The organism is Erwinia sp. MMLR14_017, assembly GCF_033657285.1.
In the GTDB taxonomy this organism is placed as follows: Bacteria; Pseudomonadota; Gammaproteobacteria; order Enterobacterales; family Enterobacteriaceae; genus Erwinia.
Window position 1 is genome coordinate 206,906 of record NZ_JAWVWP010000006.1, and the last position, 20,151, is coordinate 227,056.

Genomic DNA, 20,151 nt, shown 5'->3' on the forward strand with positions numbered 1-20,151 from the left:
GGCTGGAGGAAAATAAGATAGAACAGAGAGTGGCAGGGGCGGTGGGACAATGGTTGATGCTTCTATACTCTGGAGTTGCGCAACCAGAAAAATAGTGACTGAGTTTAGCTAAGCGCTATAATTTACGTTATATTCATTTTGACTGTTCTCGTTCACTCCCTTACAGCAATATAGTAAAACAGTATATAAACCCGTTTATGCTATTTTGGTTAAGCCTGGTGATAATAATGTTAACGCCTGCGTACTGCTTATCTGAGTTCTTTGAAAGGATATTTTTATACAGGAAAAGTTGAATAGTGGCATCTGGATGGTCACCCTCGCTTTATCCGTTGGTTTTAAAAAGATAAAAGCCTTATATAAATTGAGCAGGCTTTTATCTTTTGATTAATTCATGCTTAGTGTACCAACTGGCTCACAATGGATGCGAGGTCTGCTTGTTTATCAACTGTGCCAGCAGGGGAGGCTTTATCAACCAGTTGAGGCAAATATTTTACCAGCAGAGCCAGTGCATCATTGGTATTGATGCCCATCCCGTTGGCTAATTGTTGAATTGCCTCTGAATTAAACATCTTTTCCACAATATCCTTGCTGAGGGCAACATTTTTTTCATCACCAAGCCAGGAGTTAACCACTTCACTAAACTCACCACTCTGGAGATGCTCCACGATCGCATGCACGCCTCCTTGCTGCTCAACCCATTCGAGCACGCCTTTGACCTCCTGGCTGGTTTGATCGTTAAGACCGCACATCCCCAATACTTTTTCCAGTAAACTCATACCATTAACCTTTAAAATTAACTATTTCAGGCCTTTTTACATGCTCTGATTTTATGAATCGCAAACAAGACAACAATTGACCCCGCTGTGGCAATGGCAATGCTGTAAATATTGAAACCGTTAATCTTGCCAAAACCCAGGGCCGTGCTGACGACACCACCAATCAGGGCGCCGATGATGCCAAGAATGATGGTCATAATAATCCCCATATGTTCCTTGCCGGGCATAATACATCTGGCAATAACGCCAGCAAGCAAACCAAATATTACCCAGGACAATATACCCATCTGTTACCTTCCTTATCTCTTTTTTATAACGATGCTGTTTAGTATTTATTTAATTCACAGATTAAAAGCAGGTGTATCGTACGCTACGCAGTGCATATCTGGCAATTAAACAAAGTAAACGTAACAGAAACAACAGAGGGTTAATTATGAGCATTCTGGATAACATTAAAAATATTGGTGACGAGTTGTTACATTCTGTGGATAATAATGTTGAAGATAAAAAAGCAACAGATTCTGCTGATGGCCGGGTTTATACCGTTAAATCGGGTGATACATTAAGTGCAATAGCTAAACAATTTTACAATGACTCTGCTGAATATATGAAAATCTTTGAGGCCAATAAAGAGACATTGAGCAGTCCGGATCAAATCGTTGCCGGTCAGGTTTTACGCATTCCTGAGTAATCATTCGATAATGCGTTCCGGCCAGCTGGAAAATTATTTCCAACTGGCCGTTATGTTGGATCTCTTCAGCGCAGGCTGGTAGTCATAACGTATCTGTCAATCAGGCGAGGTTCGGACAGAACACCTGAACCGATGGTGCCAACATAAATCACAATGAATTAGGGTAAGCAGGGCGTTTTAGTAGAGTCAGTGGAGAAAAGAGTGAGTCACTACAGTTTAAAATGCAAAAAAGCAGACGCCCGTGGACGTCTGCTTTCTTTAATATGGCTCCTCTGACTGGACTCGAACCAGTGACATACGGATTAACAGTCCGCCGTTCTACCGACTGAACTACAGAGGAATCGGTTTCGATGGGGCGCATAATAGCGATGCCGCCCAATGCTGTCAACAGCAAAAAACATGCTAGCTTTCAACTGGCTACGTTTGAATCAACCCGTTGTTTTAATGAACGATCCCGCCGCCCGTCAGCCGGGTTTGCGCGTTGGCTTCACGCCGGGCAGGGTCCTGACGATAAAAATGCATAAACCGGGCATAGAGGGCAGGGAAGCGCTCCAGCAGGATCTGGGGGGCCGTGAAAAAATATTCTGAAAGCACCGCAAAACACTCGGCGGCATCGCTGGCCGCATAGGCATCAATGCTCGCGGCATTCTCACCCACGGCATCTATCTCATCCTGAATATTCTGCATTGCCCTCAGCAGATCCTGTTCCCAACCGGCTACATCCCGCAACGAAACAGAAGGAATGCCGTTAGTATGGCCGCTGCCACGGCTGTCGAGTTTGTGGGCCACTTCATGCACGATCAGGTTATAGCCGGAAAGATCAAAAGAGTCCTGCACATCCAGCCAGTTCAGCACAACGGGGCCTTGCAGCCAGCTCTGACCTGAATGCACCATACGCTCATGGTGAACCAGGCCAAACTCATCCTGCCACTCATCATCCACCATAAAGGGAGTAGGGTAGAGCAGCACTTCATGAAAGCCATCGAGCCACTCATAGCCAAGATTCAGTACGGGGAGGCAAAAAATTAACGCCAGCCGGCAACGCTTCAGGTCATCCAGCTCAAAATCTTGTAAGGGGACCAGCCTTTTTTGCTGCAGAAAACGGGTTGCAAGGTGTATGAGGGAGTGCTGCTCCGCTTCTGAAAGCGTACCAAGCAGAGGAATCGCCATCGCCTGCTGCCATGGAAAGCTTTCACGGGCATCTTCTTCGGTTTTCCACGGCCATTTGATCATCATGCAACCCTGTTCGCTGAAGAGAACATTACCATGCCGTAGCGCACAGCATTGCGCAACTGCTGCTTTTGGCAGCAGTGCGCAAGCGGAAGGAATAAAGTGGGAGGCGCGCCAGCTTTAAGAAGCGTATTCAACCAGTTAATGCTGTCGCTGTCTGTGATCGGGCACATAAAGTGCCCGGCAAACTTCAGATGCGTTCAAATTCAATGACCCAGACCCAGGGATTCACTTCCCAACTGGTGCCGCCATACTGAAGCGCCCACTGCTTACGGTAAGCATCCTTGGAGGAGACGGCTTCACTGTGCATGGTAAAGAAGTTATTCAGAAAATGGGAGTCAGTCTGCACGCCTTCTGCAATCACATCGTCGTCGCTGATATCCTGAATTTTCTCCACCCGGATCCCCTTCACCAGCAGGTCGATGCGGCTTGCCCAGCGTGGCATATGAATACCGGCCTGCCAGCCAAACTGTTCGTTTTCATCTTCTGCAGTAGAAAACTGGCTGGTATCGGAGCGATACTGGCAAAATTGAGGCGTTTTAAATTGCGCCGGTGAGCGCTGATACTCAGCCATCTGATCCGGAGCGATAACGGGACCGCGCCAGGTTTCTCTCACCCACAATTTATCGCCAGGCTGACCGTAAGGGCAATGGTAACTTAAGTTTTCCATCCCCACCACGCGGTTACCCTGCAGGTGATTATTCAACACATCAATACCATAGCACCCCTCATGGTTGTCCTGTCCGGGACCAAAGAGTTGTGACTTCATAATGCGCCGAGTTTGGCTCTGTTGGCCTGAGAGCAGCGCTCGCACCCGTTGATCGCTAAACAAAATCGGGCGTTCTTTCATGGTTTGACCTCTGTTACTTACATGTGAAACTGCTAATCACAGCAACGCTAAAAAGACAATACAGATTAATCTGAACATTAACCTGAAAAAAAAGATGTGCGTCAAAATTTTAGTTAATCATAAGCTGTGCTTGTAGATCTTGCGGCCCGGTAAGGCCCGCTTTTACTGCCAAAATAGTGGGGGGCCCTTTCCGGCCTTCCCCATTAAATATACCCTGAATAGTAGCGGGTTAACAAATTTGACATATGTTGCCTTTACAATCTCTTACAGTGACAGGGCTGAAGCCAGCTGCATTTAACAGGCTGGAAAGCAGTCAGGTAAGCGATTACCGGGTGTCGGTAATTCTATCTTACTCCGGCTAAAAAAGCTGAAAGTTAATTTCACCGCGTTCATTATCTCTGTTTAACCATTTGTCTGAAAATTAATCACAAATTTTTCTATAGCAAAAGGCTGAAAAAGGGAAAAATGTTGTGATTTCGTTAAAATTAAAGCTATAAACATGATGGGGATCGCATTTTGACCAAAGATTTCATCCCGATGGCTCCCCACTGGAGCGTCCCGAACCACTGACATCCCGATAAGTCCAAACAATAAGGAGAAGTCTATGTCGCTTATTAACTGGCAAATGCGTTTTGAAAGCTGGCTACATGAAACCTGGCCTCAGGATGATAAAGCGCATGATGTTGCCCACTTGCGCCGTGTCTGGCAGACAGCGCAAAGGATAATGAAAGGGAGCGAGGCTGATGAACTGGTTGTGCTTTCCGGCTGCTATTTCCACGATATTGTTAACCTGCCAAAAAACCATCCGGAACGACATCTTGCTTCCGCAAAAGCAGCTGTAGAAACGCAGCGCATCTTGCTGGAGGTATTCCCTGATTTCCCGGTTGAAAAGCGGGCAGCGGTTGCTCATGCCGTCCATGCTCACAGTTTTAGCGCAGGTGTGACGGCGGAAACCCTTGAGGCGAAAATCGTGCAGGATGCCGATCGGCTTGAATCCCTGGGCGCCATTGGCTTGGCGCGCGTGTTTTATGTCTCTGGTGCCCTGGGCCGCTCGCTGTTCGACAGCGCCGATCCGCTGGGGCGTGAACGTCAGCTTAACGACACCGAATGGGCGCTGGACCATTTTCAGAAAAAACTGCTTACGCTGCCTGCTACGATGCAAACCGCCGAGGGCAAGCGTCTGGCCGAGCATAATGCGCGTTTCCTCGTGACCTATATGGCTAAGCTCTGCGCTGAACTGAAAGGGGATTTCTGCGCGCTGGATGAAGAGGTGTTGCGAGAGTTCAGCCCGATTTCAGAGAAATATTAAATTTTTATGAATGGATAGTTAAATCGCACCAAACAGGCTAGGTTGTCTGGAACATTTTTCAGGAGAATCAACTATGACCGACAATGTAAGCCTGACAATAAAGATCGATCCTGCCTTAAAGGAAACGCTGAAATCGCTGGCCCTTGAAAATCAAATTTCGTTAAGTCAGGAAGTTTGCCAGCGTCTGCAGGAGAGTCTGACCACGCCTCAGCCCTCTGTTTTGGATAATCAGAGTAGTGAGGAGGAAGAGGTGGGGCAGCTGAATGCCAGCGAGCTGAAACAGATCCGGGCTTTGTTGAAAAAGTCTAAAAAGAAGAAATAAACGACTTTTGCCTGCTCCTCACACAGGTGAGGGGCAGACCATCCTAAAAATTTACTTATTCAAATTGAGCTTAAACGGCTCTCGCGATCTCATTTTTATGCTGTCCCAGCCATATGCTTTCAACACAGCCACTCTGGCAGGGCAAAAGAGCGGGGGCGGCGATGAAACCAACGTAGAGGCAAAATAGTAAGCAGCGACATAAACTACCCTCAAAAAAAAGAGAGTATTCTCCTGGATTATTTCAGTGGTGTTACAAAACTCTCCTCAGAGCAGTAATGGTTTTACATCCGTTATTAAGACAAATAGCGATGCAACGTGGGTAATTTTTTCACCTTCCTGACGAGTTCACACAGCGGCTGATATATTCAGGGAGGGGTCGGGTTTCTGGGCTTTAAAAGAGCATGAAGTGGATTACAGCTGAGTCATTACATGCCTTACTGCTGGATTCGGCCTGGCATGGTAAGCGTGAAGTGATAAACTGCCCGCGTTTCCTTTTTGATGTCGGGTGATTATGAGCGAGTTAGAGAGCATGGCATTGCCGACGGCAGTCCAGGCGGGCCAGCAGGCAGCGCAGAAATACAGTGATGACTGCCAACTGGTGAAAAAGATACTGGAAGTCTATGACCACAAAAGCGTGCTGGCCAGGCTACAGCAGGCCGGTCACCATTCCTGGACGCGGGCAGCCCTTAACCGTTGGCTGAAGGGTGATGGTACCGCATCACCCCTGACTGAAGCGGAACATCAGGCGTTGCGTAAGATGCTGCCCGAACCGCCTGCTCATCATCCCCATTATGCCTTTCGTTTTGTCGATTTGTTTGCCGGTATCGGCGGTATTCGTAGCGGCTTTGAGGCGATAGGTGGAGAGTGCGTTTTCACCAGCGAATGGAATAAGTATTCAGTACGCACCTATAAAGCCAATTGGTATTGCGACCCCGATACGCATACTTTCAATCAGGATATCCGCGATGTCACGCTGAGCGCTAATCCGGCAGTCAGTGAAGAGCAGGCTTATCAACATATCGATCGGCAGGTCCCTGACCATGATGTGCTGCTGGCGGGTTTCCCCTGTCAGCCCTTCTCGCTGGCGGGCGTATCGAAAAAAAATGCGCTTGGCCGGGCGCACGGCTTTGAGTGTGAAGCGCAGGGGACGCTGTTTTTTGACGTCGCGCGCATCATCACCGCCAAAAAACCGGCGATCTTTGTGCTGGAAAACGTCAAAAACCTCAAAAGCCATGATAAGGGGAAAACGTTCCGCATCATCATGGATACGCTGGATGAACTGGGCTACGACGTGGCGGATGCTGACGTCAGCGGTGCGGCGGACCCGAAGATTGTTGATGGCAAATATTTCCTGCCACAGCACAGAGAGCGTATTGTTCTGGTCGGTTTTCGCCGCGATCTGCAACTGCCAGCTTTCACCCTTAAATCTCTGGCAAGCCTCTATCCGCAGCAGCGCACACCCCTGAAAGCGCTGCTGGAACCGGAGGTTGATGCAAAATATATTCTTACCCCCACGCTGTGGAAGTACCTTTATAACTATGCCAAAAAGCACCAGGCGAAAGGCAATGGTTTTGGTTACGGGCTGGTAGATCCTGAGGTAGAGAAGGGAGTAGTGCGTACCCTTTCTGCGCGCTATTACAAAGATGGATCTGAGATCCTGATCGACCGTGGATGGGATCGCCAGCAGGGCGAAGCTGATTTTGACCATGCGGAAAATCAGCAGCGACGGCCACGCCGCCTGACGCCAAGAGAGTGCGCCAGACTGATGGGGTTCGAAGCGCCCGGCGAGTATCGCTTCCGCATTCCCGTCTCGGATACCCAGTCTTACCGACAGTTTGGCAACTCGGTTGTAGTCCCGGCTTTTGCCGCAGTGGCTAAACTTCTGCAACCATGGATTGCGAAAGCGGTTAAAGCGCGCAGCGAACCTCAGGCCTGATAGCCGGGGGAGTTCTCAGGGAGAAGCACCCGCCCGGCGCACGCTGTTGCTGACGAAAACAGAGCCAGGCTGCAGCAGCGTTGTCTATACTTAGCCAAAGCATAAAGGATGATAACGATGGCTGACGTCCACTCTTCTGAAATCCGCAGTAAAAACATGCGCGCTATCCGCACGCGTGATACCGCTATTGAAACCCGGCTGGCTGAACTGCTGACAGAGCTGGGGCTTGGCTATCGCGTGCAGGATAAAACGCTGCCCGGCCGCCCTGATTTTATTCTGGAACAGTACAAAGCGATTATTTTCGTTCACGGCTGTTTCTGGCATAAGCATCATTGCCATCTGTTTAAGGTTCCGGCCACCCGCACCGCCTTCTGGCTGGGGAAAATTGACAGTAATGTCGCCCGTGATAAGCGTTATATCGCCGAACTTACGGCAGCGGGATGGAAAGTCCTGCTGGTATGGGAATGCGCGCTGCGCGGTAAAACACGGCTGGAAGAGGAAGCCCTCTCCAGCCGGCTGGAAGAGTGGATTTGTGCCTCCACGGGAAACGCAGAGATTGATTATCAGGGCATCAGGCAAGCTGGCGCGCCGATCTCAACGGAAGATGATTCTTAATTCTCTTTAAGAGCCGCGCCCTGACCTGGCCCGCATTTGCCTGGTTTAACAGAGTGATAACGGTTTCAGGCACCCTGTAACTGCTGCTACCCGGCGCTGTTACTCATCCAGCGTGCAGGGTTTTACCGAGGGCTTTGCCGGGAAAAGGTACTTACCTAACGTCACCAGCACCACCGCCAGAATAATCACCGCCAGTGCCAGCCACTCTCTGGAAGTCAGGCTTTCGCCGCCGAAACTAATACCCAGCAATACGGCAACGATCGGATTGACATAGGCGTAGCTGGTAGCAATGGCTGGCGTTACGTTACGGATCAGATACATGTAGGCATTAATGGCAATCACCGAGCCGAACAGGCTCAGATAAGCCAGCGCCAGTAAGCCCTGTAAGCCAGGGCGGGAGGTGAGATGTTCGCCGCTCAACGTGCTGGCAATCAACAGCACCACACCGGCTGTCAGCATCTCAATGGCCCCTGCCATCATGCCGTGCGGAAGGGTTATCCGTGAACCCCAGACGGAGCCAAATGCCCAGCTGAGAGACCCTACCAGAATCATCACCGCTCCCCAAGGGTTGCCACCCAGATGCCCACCGCTGTTTAGCATAATAATCCCCACCAGCCCGACAGCGATCCCCAGCCACTCTATCCAGCGCGTCTGAATACCAAATAGTCTGCTGAAGCACATAGCAAACAGCGGTACGGTCGCGACCATCACAGCCGCAATGCCGGAAGGCACGTTCTGATGTTCAGCCACGGTAACGGCACCGTTGCCCACGGCCAGCAGCATAATGCCTACCAGCGCTGCATTAAGCGCTGGTCGCCAGCCGGGAAGCCGCTCGCCGCGCAGTAACAGAAAGACCATCAGCACGGTGCCAGCCAGCAGAAAACGCAGGCCAGCCAGCATCATTGGTGGCCAGCTTTCAACGCCAAGCTTGATAACGAAGTAGGTCGAACCCCAGATAAAATAGAGGGCAAACAGCGCTGACAGCAAGGGCAGCAGGGCAGGGGCACGGCGTAACATGTTTTTTCTCGCAAAATGTAAAAGTTGGGTTAAGTTAACGCTAAAAAAAAGTTTCAACCAGATGAAAGTACGCTTTTTTTTCACAAGAGGACGATTGTGGTCACACAATTTGCTCTCCTCGTTCATAATTGGTTAGATCACACTCTTTAACATCTTTGCGCAGGGCAAATCATGGCCAGTATCAAACTCACCGTTAAACGGCTCTACAAAATCAGCGGCGAGCGCATGGTTAACACCCAGGCTACCGCACGTATTTATGTCGGGGAAAAGCTGATTGCTACTGAAGAGATCGCTGGCCTCACCGAAAGCCCGGTAAGTAAATACCTGCATCATCATGAAGCAGACGGGCAGAGGATACGCGTTGAGTGGGATTGCGACGGCATTGCCGATATGGTGGTGACCGACGTGCAGATTTGTCCCTGTTGCCAGCACGATTAACAACCATAAGGAACGGAATTTTGGCGGGAACGAGTTTACTGACACTGTTAGATGACATTGCCACACTGCTGGACGATATTTCCGTCATGGGCAAAATTGCGGCAAAAAAGACCGCAGGTGTATTGGGCGATGACCTGTCGTTAAATGCTCAGCAGGTGAGCGGCGTAAAAGCGAATCGGGAACTTCCGGTGGTCTGGGGCGTAGCGAAAGGCTCATTTCTTAATAAGCTGATTCTGGTCCCGCTGGCGCTGGTGATTAGTGCCTGGGCACCCTGGGCGATTACCCCATTGTTGATGGTGGGCGGTGCCTACCTCTGCTATGAGGGCTTCGAGAAAGTTCTGCATAGTCTGCATAAAGACAAAGCGGAGCAAAGCCCCGAGGCCAGAGAGAAGCGCATAAAGAGTCTGGCACAACAAAACGCCGCTGAATTTGAAAAGAAAAAGGTCAAAGGGGCGATACGCACTGACTTTATTCTCTCTGCGGAAATTGTGGCCATTACGCTGGGGATCGTCTCCGAAGCGCCTCTGATGAATCAGGTGCTGATCCTCGCCGGCATTGCCATCCTGGTCACCGTGGGCGTTTACGGCATTGTGGCCTGTATCGTTAAAATTGACGATCTGGGTATGTGGCTGCAGGAAAAATCCTCATCAGTGGCAAAAGGTATTGGCGGCGCGCTGCTGGCGATGGCGCCCTGGATGATGAAGATCCTTACCGTGGTGGGCACCATTGCGATGTTCCTGGTGGGGGGCGGCATTATTGCCCATGGCGTACCGGCTATTCACCACTTTATCAGCCATTACAGTGCGGACTATTCCGGCCTGATGGCATCGCTGATCAACAATCTGGCTAACCTAGTTCTGGGACTGATTGTGGGGGCAATTGTGCTGTTGGGGGTAAATTTGATTGCCAAAATGCGCGGTAAATAAGTATAAAGGCAGCTTGTTAACGCTATGCACTCTGGAGTGAAAATGAAAGACGACATTTTTGAATTTGATATTGATGCCGAACTGGAACAGGCTGAAGCCAACGCGGAAAAAAAGGCCAGTGAAGTGCCTGCCGAGTCAGGTGACGAAGCGGATTGTGAAGGTTGCAAAATCTGACGCCAGAGCGCCAGTTTTTCCTGTTTAAAAGCGAGTGAGCCACTTCACTCGCTTTTTTATTTCTTCATATTTTAATACCTTAGTATTATTTAACATAACTTTTACCACTCGTTAACAGAATTGCGCGGCCTGGCCTGCTATACCTGAAGTTCCCTGTGTAGGGTCTGTTAACCCAAATGGTGAGGTGTGTCATGATCATGGTCAGTGATGAAGTTCAGCTTAAAAACGGTGGTCCGGCGATGGTGGTGACGGGTTATGCAAGTGGCATGGTTGAATGCCGCTGGTATGACGGCTACAGCGTCCGGCGCGAAGCGTTCAGAGAAGAAGAGCTTGCCCCTCTGCTCACCGGCCAGAGACAACTTGCCGGTTAATGACTGAGAGCGGGACAGCTGTTTATTTTGTCCTGCTCTTTAGTGGCTTTCACATCTCTTGATCCTGTTGATGGCAGGAACCTCCTCTCACCTTTACACTCTCTGCATGGATGATTACCCTCCGGAGAGCTTGTTTGATTCGATTGCGCGCCTTGTCCGCTGCCCCAAAAAGGGTGGTGCATGGCTGTTTCCTGCTGGTCTTTCTCCTCCTGACTCTGCTGACGTGGCGGGAAGCGGTGATCTTAAAAGAAGATTATGAGATCACAAAGCGGGACCAGCTGGAAACAACCTCGAATACCCTCGAACGCTTTGGTCAGCGCAGTACTGATGAGTTAATCTTTTACCGAAATCTTATGAGGCGGGCGCTGCAAAGCCCGGTAAAGAACAGCGAGATCGCTCAGCTACTGGCTCAGTTTGAGCAGCAGCGTGATCACGAAGTCTGGCATCTTAGTCCTGGCAATCCGCAGGCAATTCCCGTGGAAGGGGTGGCTGACAGATGGGTGAAACAGCATGATTTGCTGAACCGCGACGACGCGTTGCGACTTCAGGATGAACTGACCGCGACGCTTGGCATCAGTATGCTGCTGCAAATCGAAGACCCCCGCAGAAATTTTCACTCCCGCATATGGTACATCTCACGCGGAGGTTTTTTTCTGAGTTCCTCGCCTACAGGGGTCAATACGCTTGAAAGCTACGCCCGCATGGTGTCGCGCCCCTATTTCACCCGCATGACGCCGCAGGCAAATCCTGAGCGCAAAATGCTCTGGACCGGGGTCTATGACGGACTCAATAATCAGGGAAAAGCGATCACCACCAGCATTCCTCTCGATCATCATGGCTACTGGTATGGCGTTCTGGCCATGGATTTCTCGCTGGCGCGGCTGAGAGCCTGTTTACAGCAGGCTCTGCCGCCAGGAATAAGCGGCAATGTCATGATCTTTAACAGAAATATGGAGCTGGTGGTGGAGAGCGACCGGTTGCCGCTCCCTGGCCACTCTTTTTCGCCGGAGGAGCGCAAGAAAATGCTTTCCGCAGTGGCTGACCGCAAACAGGGTACGCTGCGCTTTGGCTCACGTTTTGTTATCTGGACCCGCAGTCATCAGTTCCATTGGGTGCTGGTCAATATTCAGACCCTGAAGGAGGGCGTCGCAGAGGAAACCGGGCGGGCGTCGATGGTGTTGATCGTGATGTGGCTGCTGTTTGGGGCTGGGCTGATTTTATGCCACCAGCTGATTATCCGCCTGTTTGACCGCATGCTGACATTACAGGATACGTTAAGCTGGCGGGCCAACTATGACAGTCTGACCCGGTTGCTGAACCGTGGGGCTTTTTTTGAAAAGGCTGAACAGCTCGCTCATCACTGCAAACACGCGCAGCTTCCCTTCTCGGTGATCCAGATGGATCTGGACCGCTTCAAATCCGTCAACGACACCTGGGGGCATCAGGCTGGCGATCTGGTATTAAGTCATGCTGCGGCAACTATCCAGTCGGCTATTCGCACGAAAGATGTGGCTGGACGGATAGGGGGCGAGGAGTTTTGCCTGGCGCTGCCTGCAACGGGACTGGAAGAAGCCGTTGAAATTGCTGAACGGGTCAGGCAAAAGCTGGCCAGTAAAGAGGTACTGATTGACACTACGCGGACGCTGACCATTACCGTGTCAATCGGTGTGGCTTCCAGCGAGGAGCAGCAGGTATATCAGTTTGAAAGCCTGCAATCGGTGGCCGACAGCAGGCTTTATCAGGCAAAAACAGCCGGACGTAATCGGGTTTGCGCAGAAGATTAAACGTTTCCTTTGTTATCTTCTTCTACCGCTTCATGAATACGGTGCAGGATGTCAGGAAACGCTGACTGGACACGACTCCAGCTGGGAATAAACGGCTTCTCGTTCGGACGTTCGATAAACGACGCACCCGCCTCCAGAATGGCCTGGGTAAACATCTCTACCGCCGCTTCCTCCGCATGCTGGTCAAATTTCAGACCATTAAGCGCGGCCTCATGGCTGTAAAATTCCATCATGTCCAGCGCGTTGCGGTAATAGGTCGCTTTCAATACGCGGAAAGAGTCGCTGGTCAGGTTTACCCCCATTGTCGCCATCTTACGCAGCAGCGACTGAACAATATCATTACTCATCCTGCGGAGTCCGCCCGTACCATCCTCTTCCGAAAGGGGCTGATGCTTGTGGTCATAGTTATGGGCAATTTCCACCTGACAGCTCTGTCGTGTGGTGTAATTACGGTAGATCTCTGAAAGAACACCGATCTCCAGCCCCCAGTCGCCCGGTATTTTTATCCCATTCAGGACGTGAGTGCGCATCGCAAACTCTCCGGATAAGGGATAGCGGAAGCTGGTGAGGTAATCGAGATACTCCGAATGACCGTACACTTTCTGCAGCGAGCGAAGCAATGGCCCAACCAGCAACCGGCCAACCCGGCCGTTAAGCTTGTTATCCGCCACGCGCGCATAGAACCCTTTGCAAAATTCATACTGGAACGAGGGATTGGCCAGCGGGTAGAGCAGTCGGGCCAGCATGCCGCGTTCGTAAGTCACGATGTCGCAGTCGTGCAGCGCTACGCAGGAGGATTTATCAGACGCAAGGGTATAGCCGGTACAGAACCAGACGTTACGACCTTTGCCCGGCTGAGTAGGGGAGAGACCCTCTTTATCCAGTTCGGCATCCAGCGCTTTTAAACGCGGGCCATCGTTCCACAAAATCCGGTGGCGCTGCGGCAGACGTGAAAAGAACTCACGGGCATAGAGGAACTGGTCGCGATCGGCCTTGTCGAGACCAATCACAATTTCCTCAAGATAGGGCACTTTTGCCAACTCATCGACAATGTTGCTAAGAGCGGGACCTTCCAGTTCGGAAAAAAGTGATGGCAGAATTAATGCCATCTTGCGCTTCGCGGAAAATCTTACCAGATCCTTCTCAAGCTCCTCTACCGGACGATCGGTGAGGTTATGAAAAGTTGTAATCACGCCGTTCTGGAAAAAATCACTCATTACCTTCCCCTTTATTTGCTGCCCTTTGGGCACGCAACAACCGAATACAACCTAACCCTGAGTGATGAAATGCGACAAACCTTCACTCCACCCTTCAGGGCCAAAATGGGTACTATGAAACACCCTCTCCTCAACGTCCCGTCCCTCGCGTTGCAGCGTGACGGGCGTTTTACTGTAGCCTTTAATAATGACGGCATAATCGACTTTATCCAGCATAGGGCCATCGTTAGGCCCATCTCCAAGACCAATGGTCAGCCATTTATGCCCCACAGGATGGGTATAGTGACGGAGAAGAAGATCCAACGCGGCGCCTTTTCCGGCGCCCCGATTCATTACGCTCCAGAATCGTCCACCCTGAACCAACGTCAGCTCTTCTGCTGCCAGCGCTTCGCTGAAATCGTCGAACCGGGCGGCGGAATCCCGCCAGATAAGGCTTTCAGAACCCTCCCGCATTTTGGCTAAGGCGGCGTTGTGTGGCGTCAGCCCGGTCCACTCGGCCACCTCTTTCTCCGTAACATCGGCAAAACCGATAAATTTGAAGCCGAGACGATCGCGCAGTTTTTGCAACGTCTGACAAATCTCCGTATAGCCCTTATTTGCGGCACGATCGACCGATCCGTTAAACTCTTCCCAGTGCACGACAGCGCCGTTTTCAGCAATATAAGGTGAGCTGATAATCCCTAACAGGCGCTGCAGCGGCAGGATCTCAGCCGCCGTTTTGCTGGAGCAGATCACCACCGGAATGCCTTCTTCGTTCAGGCGCTCAAGCCAGGGCTGAGCCGGCTCCCAGCTGTAAGTATGATGATCGAGCAGGGAACCGTCTAAATCCGTCACTATCATCAGGGGATCTTGTAGCGTAGGCATGACTCTTCCTCCTCGGACTGCCTGAAAAGATCAGCATAATCATAGAGTATAACGAAGCCCTGTAACTCTGACGGCCTGCCCGCGTTTAAACCGCCCGGAACCGGCCCGGAACAGCCAGGAATATTCTTAAAATGATAAGAGAGAGGGGGGCAAGGGGACAAAACAAGATTGCTGTCTCACATCAGGGCCAGCGCGGCTTCAGTGATATTTGCATGTACAGTTTTTCAGGGGCTGTACAACTTCAGGTACAAGTTAGGATTTTTCCTGGCAATAACTTAGGGTACTATTAGCAGGTCAGAGAATTTCCTGTGTAACGAATTTCATTAATCAAATTTGATTCCCGGCTAACCGCCGGGATTTTTTTAGCGATTAACTTCTGAAACCGTAAAATCCCGGATATCGAGTTCAAAAGCATCGGCCAGTTCGGTATAGGAGTGGTATTCACGTCCATCTACCCGAACCTTATGCGCCTGTTTGTCATCCGTAAAGGTTGTTACCTCGCCCGTTGATCGATCGTGAATAGCTTCCAGTAAAGCTTCGATATCGATACTGACTTCGCGCTGAACGATGTCGCTGTACTCTTTTGCAGTAGCCATAATCCCTTCCCCAGTTCACTAAATGAACTAAGTATAGATGGCGAAAAATAAGTTGGCGGGCAGGAAACGGACGAAAAAAAGCCCGCGCTGCGCGGGCAAAAATCCTTGTTACTTTTTAGGTTGACTGCGCCTTTGGGGTTGGTGCAGTGGGAAGAGTGTAAGCGGGGATGATGTCAGAAGTCTCGCTGTGAAACGTTAAGAAAACGAAAAACCAGTAGCGGGGCGAAATTACGAGGATTTACACAGCGCACAAGGAGTGCTCCGCGCTCCAGTGCTATAATTATCAACTGATTACACTATAATCACTTTTCCACGCTATGGAGGCGACATGGACTTATTACGCATCATTATTGCTATTATTTTACCCCCGGTAGGCGTGTTTATGCAGGTAGGATTCGGCGGCGCGTTCTGGCTGAATATCCTGCTGACCCTTTGTGGCTATATTCCGGGTATCGTACATGCTGTCTGGGTGATTGCCCGCCGTTAGGTACTCTTCCGTCTGCGGGATTTTAAGGTAAACTTAGCCCACTATTCAGCCTGGGAGAAGCGTCATGAAAGTCAATGAACGGGTCACGGTCAAAACCGATGGAGGGCCTCGTCGTCCCGGCACGGTACTGGCGGTGGAAGACTTTAGCGAAGGGACCATGTATCTGGTCGCTTTAGAGGATTACCCGATGGGGATCTGGTTCTTTAATGAACAGGGACATGATGACGGCATTTTTGTCGAGCCTCATCCGGCCCCCTGATTTGATCGCTTGTTACCTTATCCGTAAGCAGATGCAGCGCGAGTAGCAGAAAAGATAAAGGGGCGAAAATCGCCCCTTTTTATCGGTCAGAAGGTTTCCCAGTTTTCACTATTGTTAGCAAGGGCAGGGCGTAATACAGGCGCTTTAGCCTGAACAGGCGCTGCCGCTACACGGCGTGGCGTGCTGTCACTTAAGTGGAAAGCGGCAACGGCCTGGGTCAGGCGAGAAGCCTGCTCTTCCAGAGAGGAGGCGGCCGCAGAGGCTTCCTCAACCAGCGAGGCGTTCTGCTGAGTCACGTTATCCATCTCTGTTACCGCCAGGCTTACCTGCTGAATACCGCGGCTCTGCTCATCTGACGCGGCGGCAATTTCAGCCATAATATCCGTTACGCGCCGCACGGCATCCACAATACCTGTCATGGTATCGCCGGCATGGCTAACCTGAGACGATCCCTGACCTATCAGATTGACCGATTCAGCGATCAAACCTTCAATCTCTTTCGCCGCACCGGCACTGCGCTGCGCCAGATTGCGCACTTCGCTGGCAACGACCGCAAAGCCACGACCCTGTTCTCCCGCCCTGGCAGCTTCTACCGCCGCATTCAGTGCCAGGATGTTGGTCTGGAAGGCGATACTGTTGATCACCGTAGTAATCTCAGCAATCTTCTTCGAGCTGGTGGAAATATTGTTCATGGTGCTGATTACGCCACTTACGATATCACCACCCTGGCGCGCTTTACCGGAAGCATCAGACGCCAGCTGGCTGGCATGATGAGCATTTTCGGCGTTCTGTTTCACGGTAGCGGTCAGCTGTTCCATGCTGGCAGCGGTCTCTTCCAGCGCGGCAGCCTGCTGCTCGGTACGGGAAGAGAGGTCAGTGTTGCCCGCTGAGATTTCACTGGAGCCCTGGTAGATCGCCACGGCACCTTCGCGAACGGTTCCCACCGTTTTCACCAGCGACTGCTGCATAGTTTGCAGATTACTGCTAAGCGTGCCGATTTCACTCCGTCCCCAACTTTGCAGCGGCGCGGTCAGATCGCCACGAGAAATATGTTCAATTCGCTCTACTGCCTGGCGCAGAGGAGTGATAACCACCCGGCGCAGGAAAATAAAGGTGGCAAGGGTCAGTAACAGGGCAGCGGCAAAGGCGCAGGCCATCATAATAAAGCCGAGACGGGTTTGTGCTGCCGCCTCTTTATTAATGGCATCGGCACGCTGAGTGCGTATCGCAATAGCTTTTAGCAGAACGGCATTATAAGCATCATCAAACTTGCGGGTATAATCCGTCTCCTGAGCAATCACCCCTTCAAAGCTGCCATCTTTGGCGCTCTTCACCATGGGCAGCAATCCCTGAGTCACATAAGCATCAAAACGGCTTTTGAGTTCAGTATCCAGGGCGACATCTGCCGGCGTTTTTACCCGACGATTAAGATAGTCGTTAAAGCTGGCCGTAGCCTGCTTAATACGTTTTTCAGTCTGCTTCAGGTTATCGTTAAACGCATCCATCTCACCAATACGTGCAGAGGCCCCGGCGTGAATAACGTTCAGGCGGGCAGTACGTAAATGGTTTGAGCTGTTGGAAATAGCCATACGGACCTGAATTTCTTCCGTCACGTCCTGCAGCGACTGGTTACTTTGAATTAAAAAATAGCTGGCCATGCCAATACAAAGGGCAAACAGCAGCAGAATGCCGCCGAGGATAACGGAAAAGAGGGGCACCAGGCGTAAATGCTGCCAAAAACTGATCCGATCGGCATTGAGGTTTGATGATTTCATGTCCTTTTGCTCTCTGTAGGGTAAACGAAGCGGGGAGCTTCGGTCTGTCTACAGAACATCGGCAGCAGAAGAGAAAGGCTTAATGAGAAAGTGAGATCTGCTTAACGCTTTTAACTAAAAAAGCCGGCAAGGCCGGCTTTCTTAGTGCGGGAGTGAGCTTATCTCACGTTAACGTAGATGCCACTGGTGACATTATCCGTTAAACGAACCACATGGTAAATAACTTGTTTGTTGTGTGTCTTAATTTTACGTTTAATGTTTCCTTTATGAGAGGAAACGGTCTTGGCCTTAATTTGCATTTTATCCGATATCTGAATCGTATCGTGGCCAGACATCCACATCTTCAACATGTTTGATTCTGTTTGGCTTAACGTTAATGGGTGAACGTCGAAGCCTGCGGAATACCGCGGAGAAACATTGAGTTTCTTTTGAAAATAAGAGACGAGCAAGTTATCAAGTGTGGCCGGTTTAATCGATTTTGATGTAATAATCAGGTTCTTACGAACGTAGAGATATTCCTCAAAATGGATGTTAGAGATGGCCATAAATATGAAAAACAGCGTGTCAGGGTTCTGCATAATAATGGTTCTTATGCGCTGACTTGCGTCTGCTTCATGAATAAAACAGTCTTCGTTAATAAAAACCACGCCTGGCTGATACTGCTGGCATTTTGCTTGTAATTGATCTATGTCAGTGACGGAAGTGATGTTTTTCTTTTTAACACCCTTCACTGTCATATAATCTGTAAGCCCAAGCCGTGTATAGCTGCATGAATCCATAATAATCGTTGGCATTGTAGCGACCCTCACCAAATTGTTATCCGTTTAAATCAACGATGAATTACGCGTTTGTGTAGTACGAGAGTAAAGTAGTCTTATAAGTGTCTTATTATTATCAGGCATTTAATCTGCAAGAGCGGGAGACGCCCGGTCAGACTTATCCATGCCCGAAGGGTTATTTGAGTTTGGTCGATATAATGACCGGTTAATAAACGCTTAAAACGGGCTTTCAGCGTAACTCACTGGCAAATTGTCTTAGCATAGCTTACAGCGTACTTTTTGTGAGCTACGCCACTATCGCGCAAAACACAGAAAAGTCTGATAGGACGATTCCTAAAAAACATTCATTACACGAATGTGTGCCTCTCTGCGGCGTGTTGACAATGCCGTAAAATGCGGTGAAGCACAAGATAAACCAGAAAAAATAAAAATTCCATTAAAAACAGTTGGTTGTTTGTTTTGTGAACATTAACGTTCACGCAACATTCCTTCCATTTCAGGAATCAAAATACGCTAACTGGGATTTAATAAGAATAATTTTCATCGTCTCGTCGCATTTATCAGAATTTCCTTAATGAAATTCTGATAAATTTGGTTCGAAAAATGCACTGAAAGATTTCGTATGCTTAACAATGGTGATCTTACATTCAACCAATAGTTAAGTTTATCTTGCGGGCATTTCACTAAGCACGCTGGCGAGTAAATCAAATACTTCGCTAAACAAATGCTCACAGAAAGGGGCTAACAGGGGCATCATCAGGCTAATGAAGATGATCCCTATCGATAAGGTGACAGGGAAGCCGATGGCAAAAACGGAGAGCTGAGGTGAAACACGGTTTAACAAACCCAGGGCCAAATTAAGGGTGAGCAGCAAAGTGATCAACGGTAGCGCTAATCGCAGACCATTAAGGAAAATCAGACTGGCGGCTTTGGTCAGAGCCAGGAAAGCGTTGCCGTTTACCGGATCGCCACCGATAGGTAAAGTATGAAAACTGTCCGCCACCATGGAAATTAACCACAGGTGACCGTTAAAGGAGAGAAACAGTAACATAGCCAGCATATCTAAAAATCTGGCCAGTACCGGCATGTTCAGTCGGCTGGCGGGATCAAAGAAGGTGGCAAAAGAGAGTCCCATCTGCAAGCCAATCACTTCCCCCGCTGTTCTTACCGCAGCGAAAGCGAATTGCATCGTAAAACCTATAGCGATGCCAATCAGAATTTGCTGAATCAGCAGCCAGAAGCCACCAACCGAGAACAACGTCACATTTGTGGGTGGCAAAGAGGGTACCAGCGCGTAGGTGATCATCACGCCCAGGCCGATTTTGACTTTTTTACTGATTGCCTTTTCACTTAACAGAGGCGCAGTCATGATCAGCGCCAGCACGCGCGCCAGCGGCCAGAAAAGTTGGCTGATCCAGAACACCAGTTGACTGCTGTCGACGTTAATCATTAACCGATCATGTAAGGCAGGTTAGTAAACAGGGTACGCATATAGTCGAGTACCAGATTCAGCATCCACGGACCGGCGATAACCATAGTGGCGACCACGGCGAGGATTTTGGGAATAAAGGAAAGCGTTTGTTCATTGATCTGCGTAGCTGCCTGCAGCAGGCTGATAACCAGCCCGCTAGCCAGAGCCGCGAGCAACAGCGGGGCAGCAACTGCCAGGGCGACCTGCATAGCGTCGTGCCCGATAACCATAACCGATTCAGGTGTCATAGTGACTCCGGAGAAA

General features: G+C 50.1%; 24 protein-coding genes and 1 tRNA gene. 12 read left to right on the forward strand and 13 right to left on the reverse strand.

The annotated features are described in order from the left end of the window. Positions 1 to 395: 395 nt before the first annotated feature. Together SD961_RS12420 and SD961_RS12425 are read right to left on the reverse strand one after the other, a co-directional pair. Positions 396 to 776, reverse strand: a complete 381-nt coding sequence (locus tag SD961_RS12420; protein ID WP_318790670.1) for a YidB family protein — start codon at positions 774 to 776, stop codon at positions 396 to 398. Between the two features lie 26 nt (positions 777 to 802). After that, positions 803 to 1,063, reverse strand: a complete 261-nt coding sequence (locus SD961_RS12425) for a GlsB/YeaQ/YmgE family stress response membrane protein (RefSeq protein ID WP_318790671.1) — start codon at positions 1,061 to 1,063, stop codon at positions 803 to 805. Positions 1,064 to 1,209: 146 nt separating this feature from the next. Between SD961_RS12425 and SD961_RS21710 the strand changes: the two genes are divergently transcribed. Next, a complete protein-coding gene (locus SD961_RS21710) occupies positions 1,210 to 1,467 on the forward strand; it encodes a LysM peptidoglycan-binding domain-containing protein (protein WP_412916678.1) in 258 nt (85 codons plus the stop codon). Between the two features lie 264 nt (positions 1,468 to 1,731). Here SD961_RS21710 and SD961_RS12435 read toward each other — a convergent pair. The 3 genes from SD961_RS12435 to SD961_RS12445 all read right to left on the reverse strand — a co-directional run bounded on the left by SD961_RS12435 (position 1,732) and on the right by SD961_RS12445 (position 3,547). Further along, a tRNA-Asn gene (locus SD961_RS12435) sits at positions 1,732 to 1,807 on the reverse strand. A 101-nt stretch (positions 1,808 to 1,908) separates the two neighbouring features. Then, positions 1,909 to 2,700: a DgsA anti-repressor MtfA gene (gene mtfA, locus SD961_RS12440; RefSeq protein ID WP_318790742.1), complete on the reverse strand. Its 792-nt coding sequence runs from the start codon at positions 2,698 to 2,700 to the stop codon at positions 1,909 to 1,911. Between the two features lie 187 nt (positions 2,701 to 2,887). Next, positions 2,888 to 3,547: a hypothetical protein gene (locus tag SD961_RS12445; RefSeq protein ID WP_318790672.1), complete on the reverse strand. Its 660-nt coding sequence runs from the start codon at positions 3,545 to 3,547 to the stop codon at positions 2,888 to 2,890. A gap of 604 nt (positions 3,548 to 4,151) precedes the next feature. On the opposite strand from SD961_RS12445, the gene SD961_RS12450 reads away from it, so the two are divergent. From SD961_RS12450 to SD961_RS12465, 4 genes are all read left to right on the forward strand, one after another. After that, positions 4,152 to 4,856: a phosphohydrolase gene (locus SD961_RS12450; protein WP_318790673.1), complete on the forward strand. Its 705-nt coding sequence runs from the start codon at positions 4,152 to 4,154 to the stop codon at positions 4,854 to 4,856. A gap of 73 nt (positions 4,857 to 4,929) precedes the next feature. Next, complete coding sequence (locus SD961_RS12455) at positions 4,930 to 5,178, forward strand: hypothetical protein (protein WP_318790674.1); 249 nt, start codon at positions 4,930 to 4,932, stop codon at positions 5,176 to 5,178. Positions 5,179 to 5,689: 511 nt separating this feature from the next. Continuing rightward, positions 5,690 to 7,114 (forward strand): DNA cytosine methyltransferase, encoded by a 1,425-nt coding sequence (locus SD961_RS12460; protein WP_318790675.1) that lies wholly within the window; start codon positions 5,690 to 5,692, stop codon positions 7,112 to 7,114. Positions 7,115 to 7,231: 117 nt separating this feature from the next. Then, on the forward strand, positions 7,232 to 7,729 hold the full coding sequence (locus tag SD961_RS12465; RefSeq protein WP_318790676.1) for a DNA mismatch endonuclease Vsr: 498 nt from the start codon (positions 7,232 to 7,234) through the stop codon (positions 7,727 to 7,729). Positions 7,730 to 7,828: 99 nt separating this feature from the next. Here SD961_RS12465 and yedA read toward each other — a convergent pair whose 3' ends face one another. After that, positions 7,829 to 8,746 carry a drug/metabolite exporter YedA gene (gene yedA, locus SD961_RS12470; RefSeq protein ID WP_318790677.1) on the reverse strand — a complete coding sequence of 306 codons (918 nt, stop codon included), beginning with the start codon at positions 8,744 to 8,746 and terminating at the stop codon, positions 7,829 to 7,831. A 171-nt stretch (positions 8,747 to 8,917) separates the two neighbouring features. Here yedA and SD961_RS12475 point away from each other — a divergent pair, with 171 nt between their 5' ends. The 5 genes from SD961_RS12475 (at position 8,918) to dgcQ (ending at position 12,439) form a co-directional block, all read left to right on the forward strand. Beyond that, complete coding sequence (locus SD961_RS12475) at positions 8,918 to 9,184, forward strand: hypothetical protein (RefSeq protein ID WP_318790678.1); 267 nt, start codon at positions 8,918 to 8,920, stop codon at positions 9,182 to 9,184. A gap of 20 nt (positions 9,185 to 9,204) precedes the next feature. After that, entirely contained in the window at positions 9,205 to 10,110 is a 906-nt protein-coding gene (locus tag SD961_RS12480; protein WP_318790679.1) for a DUF808 domain-containing protein, read from the forward strand. Positions 10,111 to 10,152: 42 nt separating this feature from the next. Continuing rightward, the gene (locus SD961_RS12485; RefSeq protein WP_318790680.1) at positions 10,153 to 10,284 is read left to right on the forward strand and encodes a hypothetical protein; all 132 of its coding nucleotides are present in this window, start codon (positions 10,153 to 10,155) and stop codon (positions 10,282 to 10,284) included. A 191-nt stretch (positions 10,285 to 10,475) separates the two neighbouring features. Then, complete coding sequence (locus tag SD961_RS12490) at positions 10,476 to 10,655, forward strand: YodC family protein (protein WP_318790681.1); 180 nt, start codon at positions 10,476 to 10,478, stop codon at positions 10,653 to 10,655. 134 nt (positions 10,656 to 10,789) lie between these two features. Next, positions 10,790 to 12,439 (forward strand): cellulose biosynthesis regulator diguanylate cyclase DgcQ, encoded by a 1,650-nt coding sequence (gene dgcQ / locus SD961_RS12495; protein WP_318790682.1) that lies wholly within the window; start codon positions 10,790 to 10,792, stop codon positions 12,437 to 12,439. Here the strand turns inward: dgcQ and SD961_RS12500 are convergent. The 3 genes from SD961_RS12500 to yodD form a co-directional block, all read right to left on the reverse strand. Continuing rightward, a complete protein-coding gene (locus SD961_RS12500) occupies positions 12,436 to 13,656 on the reverse strand; it encodes a glycosyl transferase (RefSeq protein WP_318790683.1) in 1,221 nt (406 codons plus the stop codon). The genes dgcQ and SD961_RS12500 overlap by 4 nt on opposite strands. Positions 13,657 to 13,707: 51 nt before the next feature. Then, the gene (locus SD961_RS12505; RefSeq protein WP_318790684.1) at positions 13,708 to 14,520 is read right to left on the reverse strand and encodes a mannosyl-3-phosphoglycerate phosphatase-related protein; all 813 of its coding nucleotides are present in this window, start codon (positions 14,518 to 14,520) and stop codon (positions 13,708 to 13,710) included. A gap of 362 nt (positions 14,521 to 14,882) precedes the next feature. After that, positions 14,883 to 15,116: a YodD family peroxide/acid resistance protein gene (yodD, locus tag SD961_RS12510; RefSeq protein WP_318790685.1), complete on the reverse strand. Its 234-nt coding sequence runs from the start codon at positions 15,114 to 15,116 to the stop codon at positions 14,883 to 14,885. A 328-nt stretch (positions 15,117 to 15,444) separates the two neighbouring features. Between yodD and SD961_RS12515 the strand changes: the two genes are divergently transcribed. After that, a complete protein-coding gene (locus SD961_RS12515) occupies positions 15,445 to 15,603 on the forward strand; it encodes a YqaE/Pmp3 family membrane protein (protein WP_038381456.1) in 159 nt (52 codons plus the stop codon). A 64-nt stretch (positions 15,604 to 15,667) separates the two neighbouring features. Continuing rightward, on the forward strand, positions 15,668 to 15,862 hold the full coding sequence (dsrB, locus tag SD961_RS12520; protein ID WP_318790686.1) for a protein DsrB: 195 nt from the start codon (positions 15,668 to 15,670) through the stop codon (positions 15,860 to 15,862). An 86-nt stretch (positions 15,863 to 15,948) separates the two neighbouring features. Here dsrB and SD961_RS12525 read toward each other — a convergent pair whose 3' ends face one another. The 4 genes from SD961_RS12525 to fliQ all read right to left on the reverse strand — a co-directional run bounded on the left by SD961_RS12525 (position 15,949) and on the right by fliQ (position 20,135). After that, on the reverse strand, positions 15,949 to 17,637 hold the full coding sequence (locus SD961_RS12525) for a methyl-accepting chemotaxis protein (RefSeq protein WP_318790687.1): 1,689 nt from the start codon (positions 17,635 to 17,637) through the stop codon (positions 15,949 to 15,951). A 158-nt stretch (positions 17,638 to 17,795) separates the two neighbouring features. Beyond that, the gene (rcsA, locus tag SD961_RS12530; RefSeq protein ID WP_318790688.1) at positions 17,796 to 18,431 is read right to left on the reverse strand and encodes a transcriptional regulator RcsA; all 636 of its coding nucleotides are present in this window, start codon (positions 18,429 to 18,431) and stop codon (positions 17,796 to 17,798) included. A 649-nt stretch (positions 18,432 to 19,080) separates the two neighbouring features. After that, the gene (fliR, locus tag SD961_RS12535) at positions 19,081 to 19,866 is read right to left on the reverse strand and encodes a flagellar biosynthetic protein FliR (RefSeq protein ID WP_306206303.1); all 786 of its coding nucleotides are present in this window, start codon (positions 19,864 to 19,866) and stop codon (positions 19,081 to 19,083) included. Further along, positions 19,866 to 20,135 (reverse strand): flagellar biosynthesis protein FliQ, encoded by a 270-nt coding sequence (gene fliQ / locus SD961_RS12540; RefSeq protein ID WP_306206301.1) that lies wholly within the window; start codon positions 20,133 to 20,135, stop codon positions 19,866 to 19,868. Before fliQ ends, fliR begins: the two co-directional genes overlap by 1 nt. Between the last annotated feature and the right edge of the window lie 16 nt (positions 20,136 to 20,151).

What these genes read in the sequence shown, in the direction of transcription:
- SD961_RS12420 (WP_318790670.1), bottom strand. Translation starts at nt 776, where the DNA reads ATGAGTTTACTGGAAAAAGTATTGGGGATGTGCGGTCTTAACGATCAA.
- SD961_RS12425 (WP_318790671.1), bottom strand. Translation starts at nt 1,063, where the DNA reads ATGGGTATATTGTCCTGGGTAATATTTGGTTTGCTTGCTGGCGTTATT.
- SD961_RS21710 (WP_412916678.1), top strand. Translation starts at nt 1,210, where the DNA reads ATGAGCATTCTGGATAACATTAAAAATATTGGTGACGAGTTGTTACAT.
- mtfA (WP_318790742.1), bottom strand. Translation starts at nt 2,700, where the DNA reads ATGATCAAATGGCCGTGGAAAACCGAAGAAGATGCCCGTGAAAGCTTT.
- SD961_RS12445 (WP_318790672.1), bottom strand. Translation starts at nt 3,547, where the DNA reads ATGAAAGAACGCCCGATTTTGTTTAGCGATCAACGGGTGCGAGCGCTG.
- SD961_RS12450 (WP_318790673.1), top strand. Translation starts at nt 4,152, where the DNA reads ATGTCGCTTATTAACTGGCAAATGCGTTTTGAAAGCTGGCTACATGAA.
- SD961_RS12455 (WP_318790674.1), top strand. Translation starts at nt 4,930, where the DNA reads ATGACCGACAATGTAAGCCTGACAATAAAGATCGATCCTGCCTTAAAG.
- SD961_RS12460 (WP_318790675.1), top strand. Translation starts at nt 5,690, where the DNA reads ATGAGCGAGTTAGAGAGCATGGCATTGCCGACGGCAGTCCAGGCGGGC.
- SD961_RS12465 (WP_318790676.1), top strand. Translation starts at nt 7,232, where the DNA reads ATGGCTGACGTCCACTCTTCTGAAATCCGCAGTAAAAACATGCGCGCT.
- yedA (WP_318790677.1), bottom strand. Translation starts at nt 8,746, where the DNA reads ATGTTACGCCGTGCCCCTGCCCTGCTGCCCTTGCTGTCAGCGCTGTTT.
- SD961_RS12475 (WP_318790678.1), top strand. Translation starts at nt 8,918, where the DNA reads ATGGCCAGTATCAAACTCACCGTTAAACGGCTCTACAAAATCAGCGGC.
- SD961_RS12485 (WP_318790680.1), top strand. Translation starts at nt 10,153, where the DNA reads ATGAAAGACGACATTTTTGAATTTGATATTGATGCCGAACTGGAACAG.
- SD961_RS12490 (WP_318790681.1), top strand. Translation starts at nt 10,476, where the DNA reads ATGATCATGGTCAGTGATGAAGTTCAGCTTAAAAACGGTGGTCCGGCG.
- SD961_RS12500 (WP_318790683.1), bottom strand. Translation starts at nt 13,656, where the DNA reads ATGAGTGATTTTTTCCAGAACGGCGTGATTACAACTTTTCATAACCTC.
- SD961_RS12505 (WP_318790684.1), bottom strand. Translation starts at nt 14,520, where the DNA reads ATGCCTACGCTACAAGATCCCCTGATGATAGTGACGGATTTAGACGGT.
- yodD (WP_318790685.1), bottom strand. Translation starts at nt 15,116, where the DNA reads ATGGCTACTGCAAAAGAGTACAGCGACATCGTTCAGCGCGAAGTCAGT.
- SD961_RS12515 (WP_038381456.1), top strand. Translation starts at nt 15,445, where the DNA reads ATGGACTTATTACGCATCATTATTGCTATTATTTTACCCCCGGTAGGC.
- dsrB (WP_318790686.1), top strand. Translation starts at nt 15,668, where the DNA reads ATGAAAGTCAATGAACGGGTCACGGTCAAAACCGATGGAGGGCCTCGT.
- SD961_RS12525 (WP_318790687.1), bottom strand. Translation starts at nt 17,637, where the DNA reads ATGAAATCATCAAACCTCAATGCCGATCGGATCAGTTTTTGGCAGCAT.
- rcsA (WP_318790688.1), bottom strand. Translation starts at nt 18,431, where the DNA reads ATGCCAACGATTATTATGGATTCATGCAGCTATACACGGCTTGGGCTT.
- fliR (WP_306206303.1), bottom strand. Translation starts at nt 19,866, where the DNA reads ATGATTAACGTCGACAGCAGTCAACTGGTGTTCTGGATCAGCCAACTT.
- fliQ (WP_306206301.1), bottom strand. Translation starts at nt 20,135, where the DNA reads ATGACACCTGAATCGGTTATGGTTATCGGGCACGACGCTATGCAGGTC.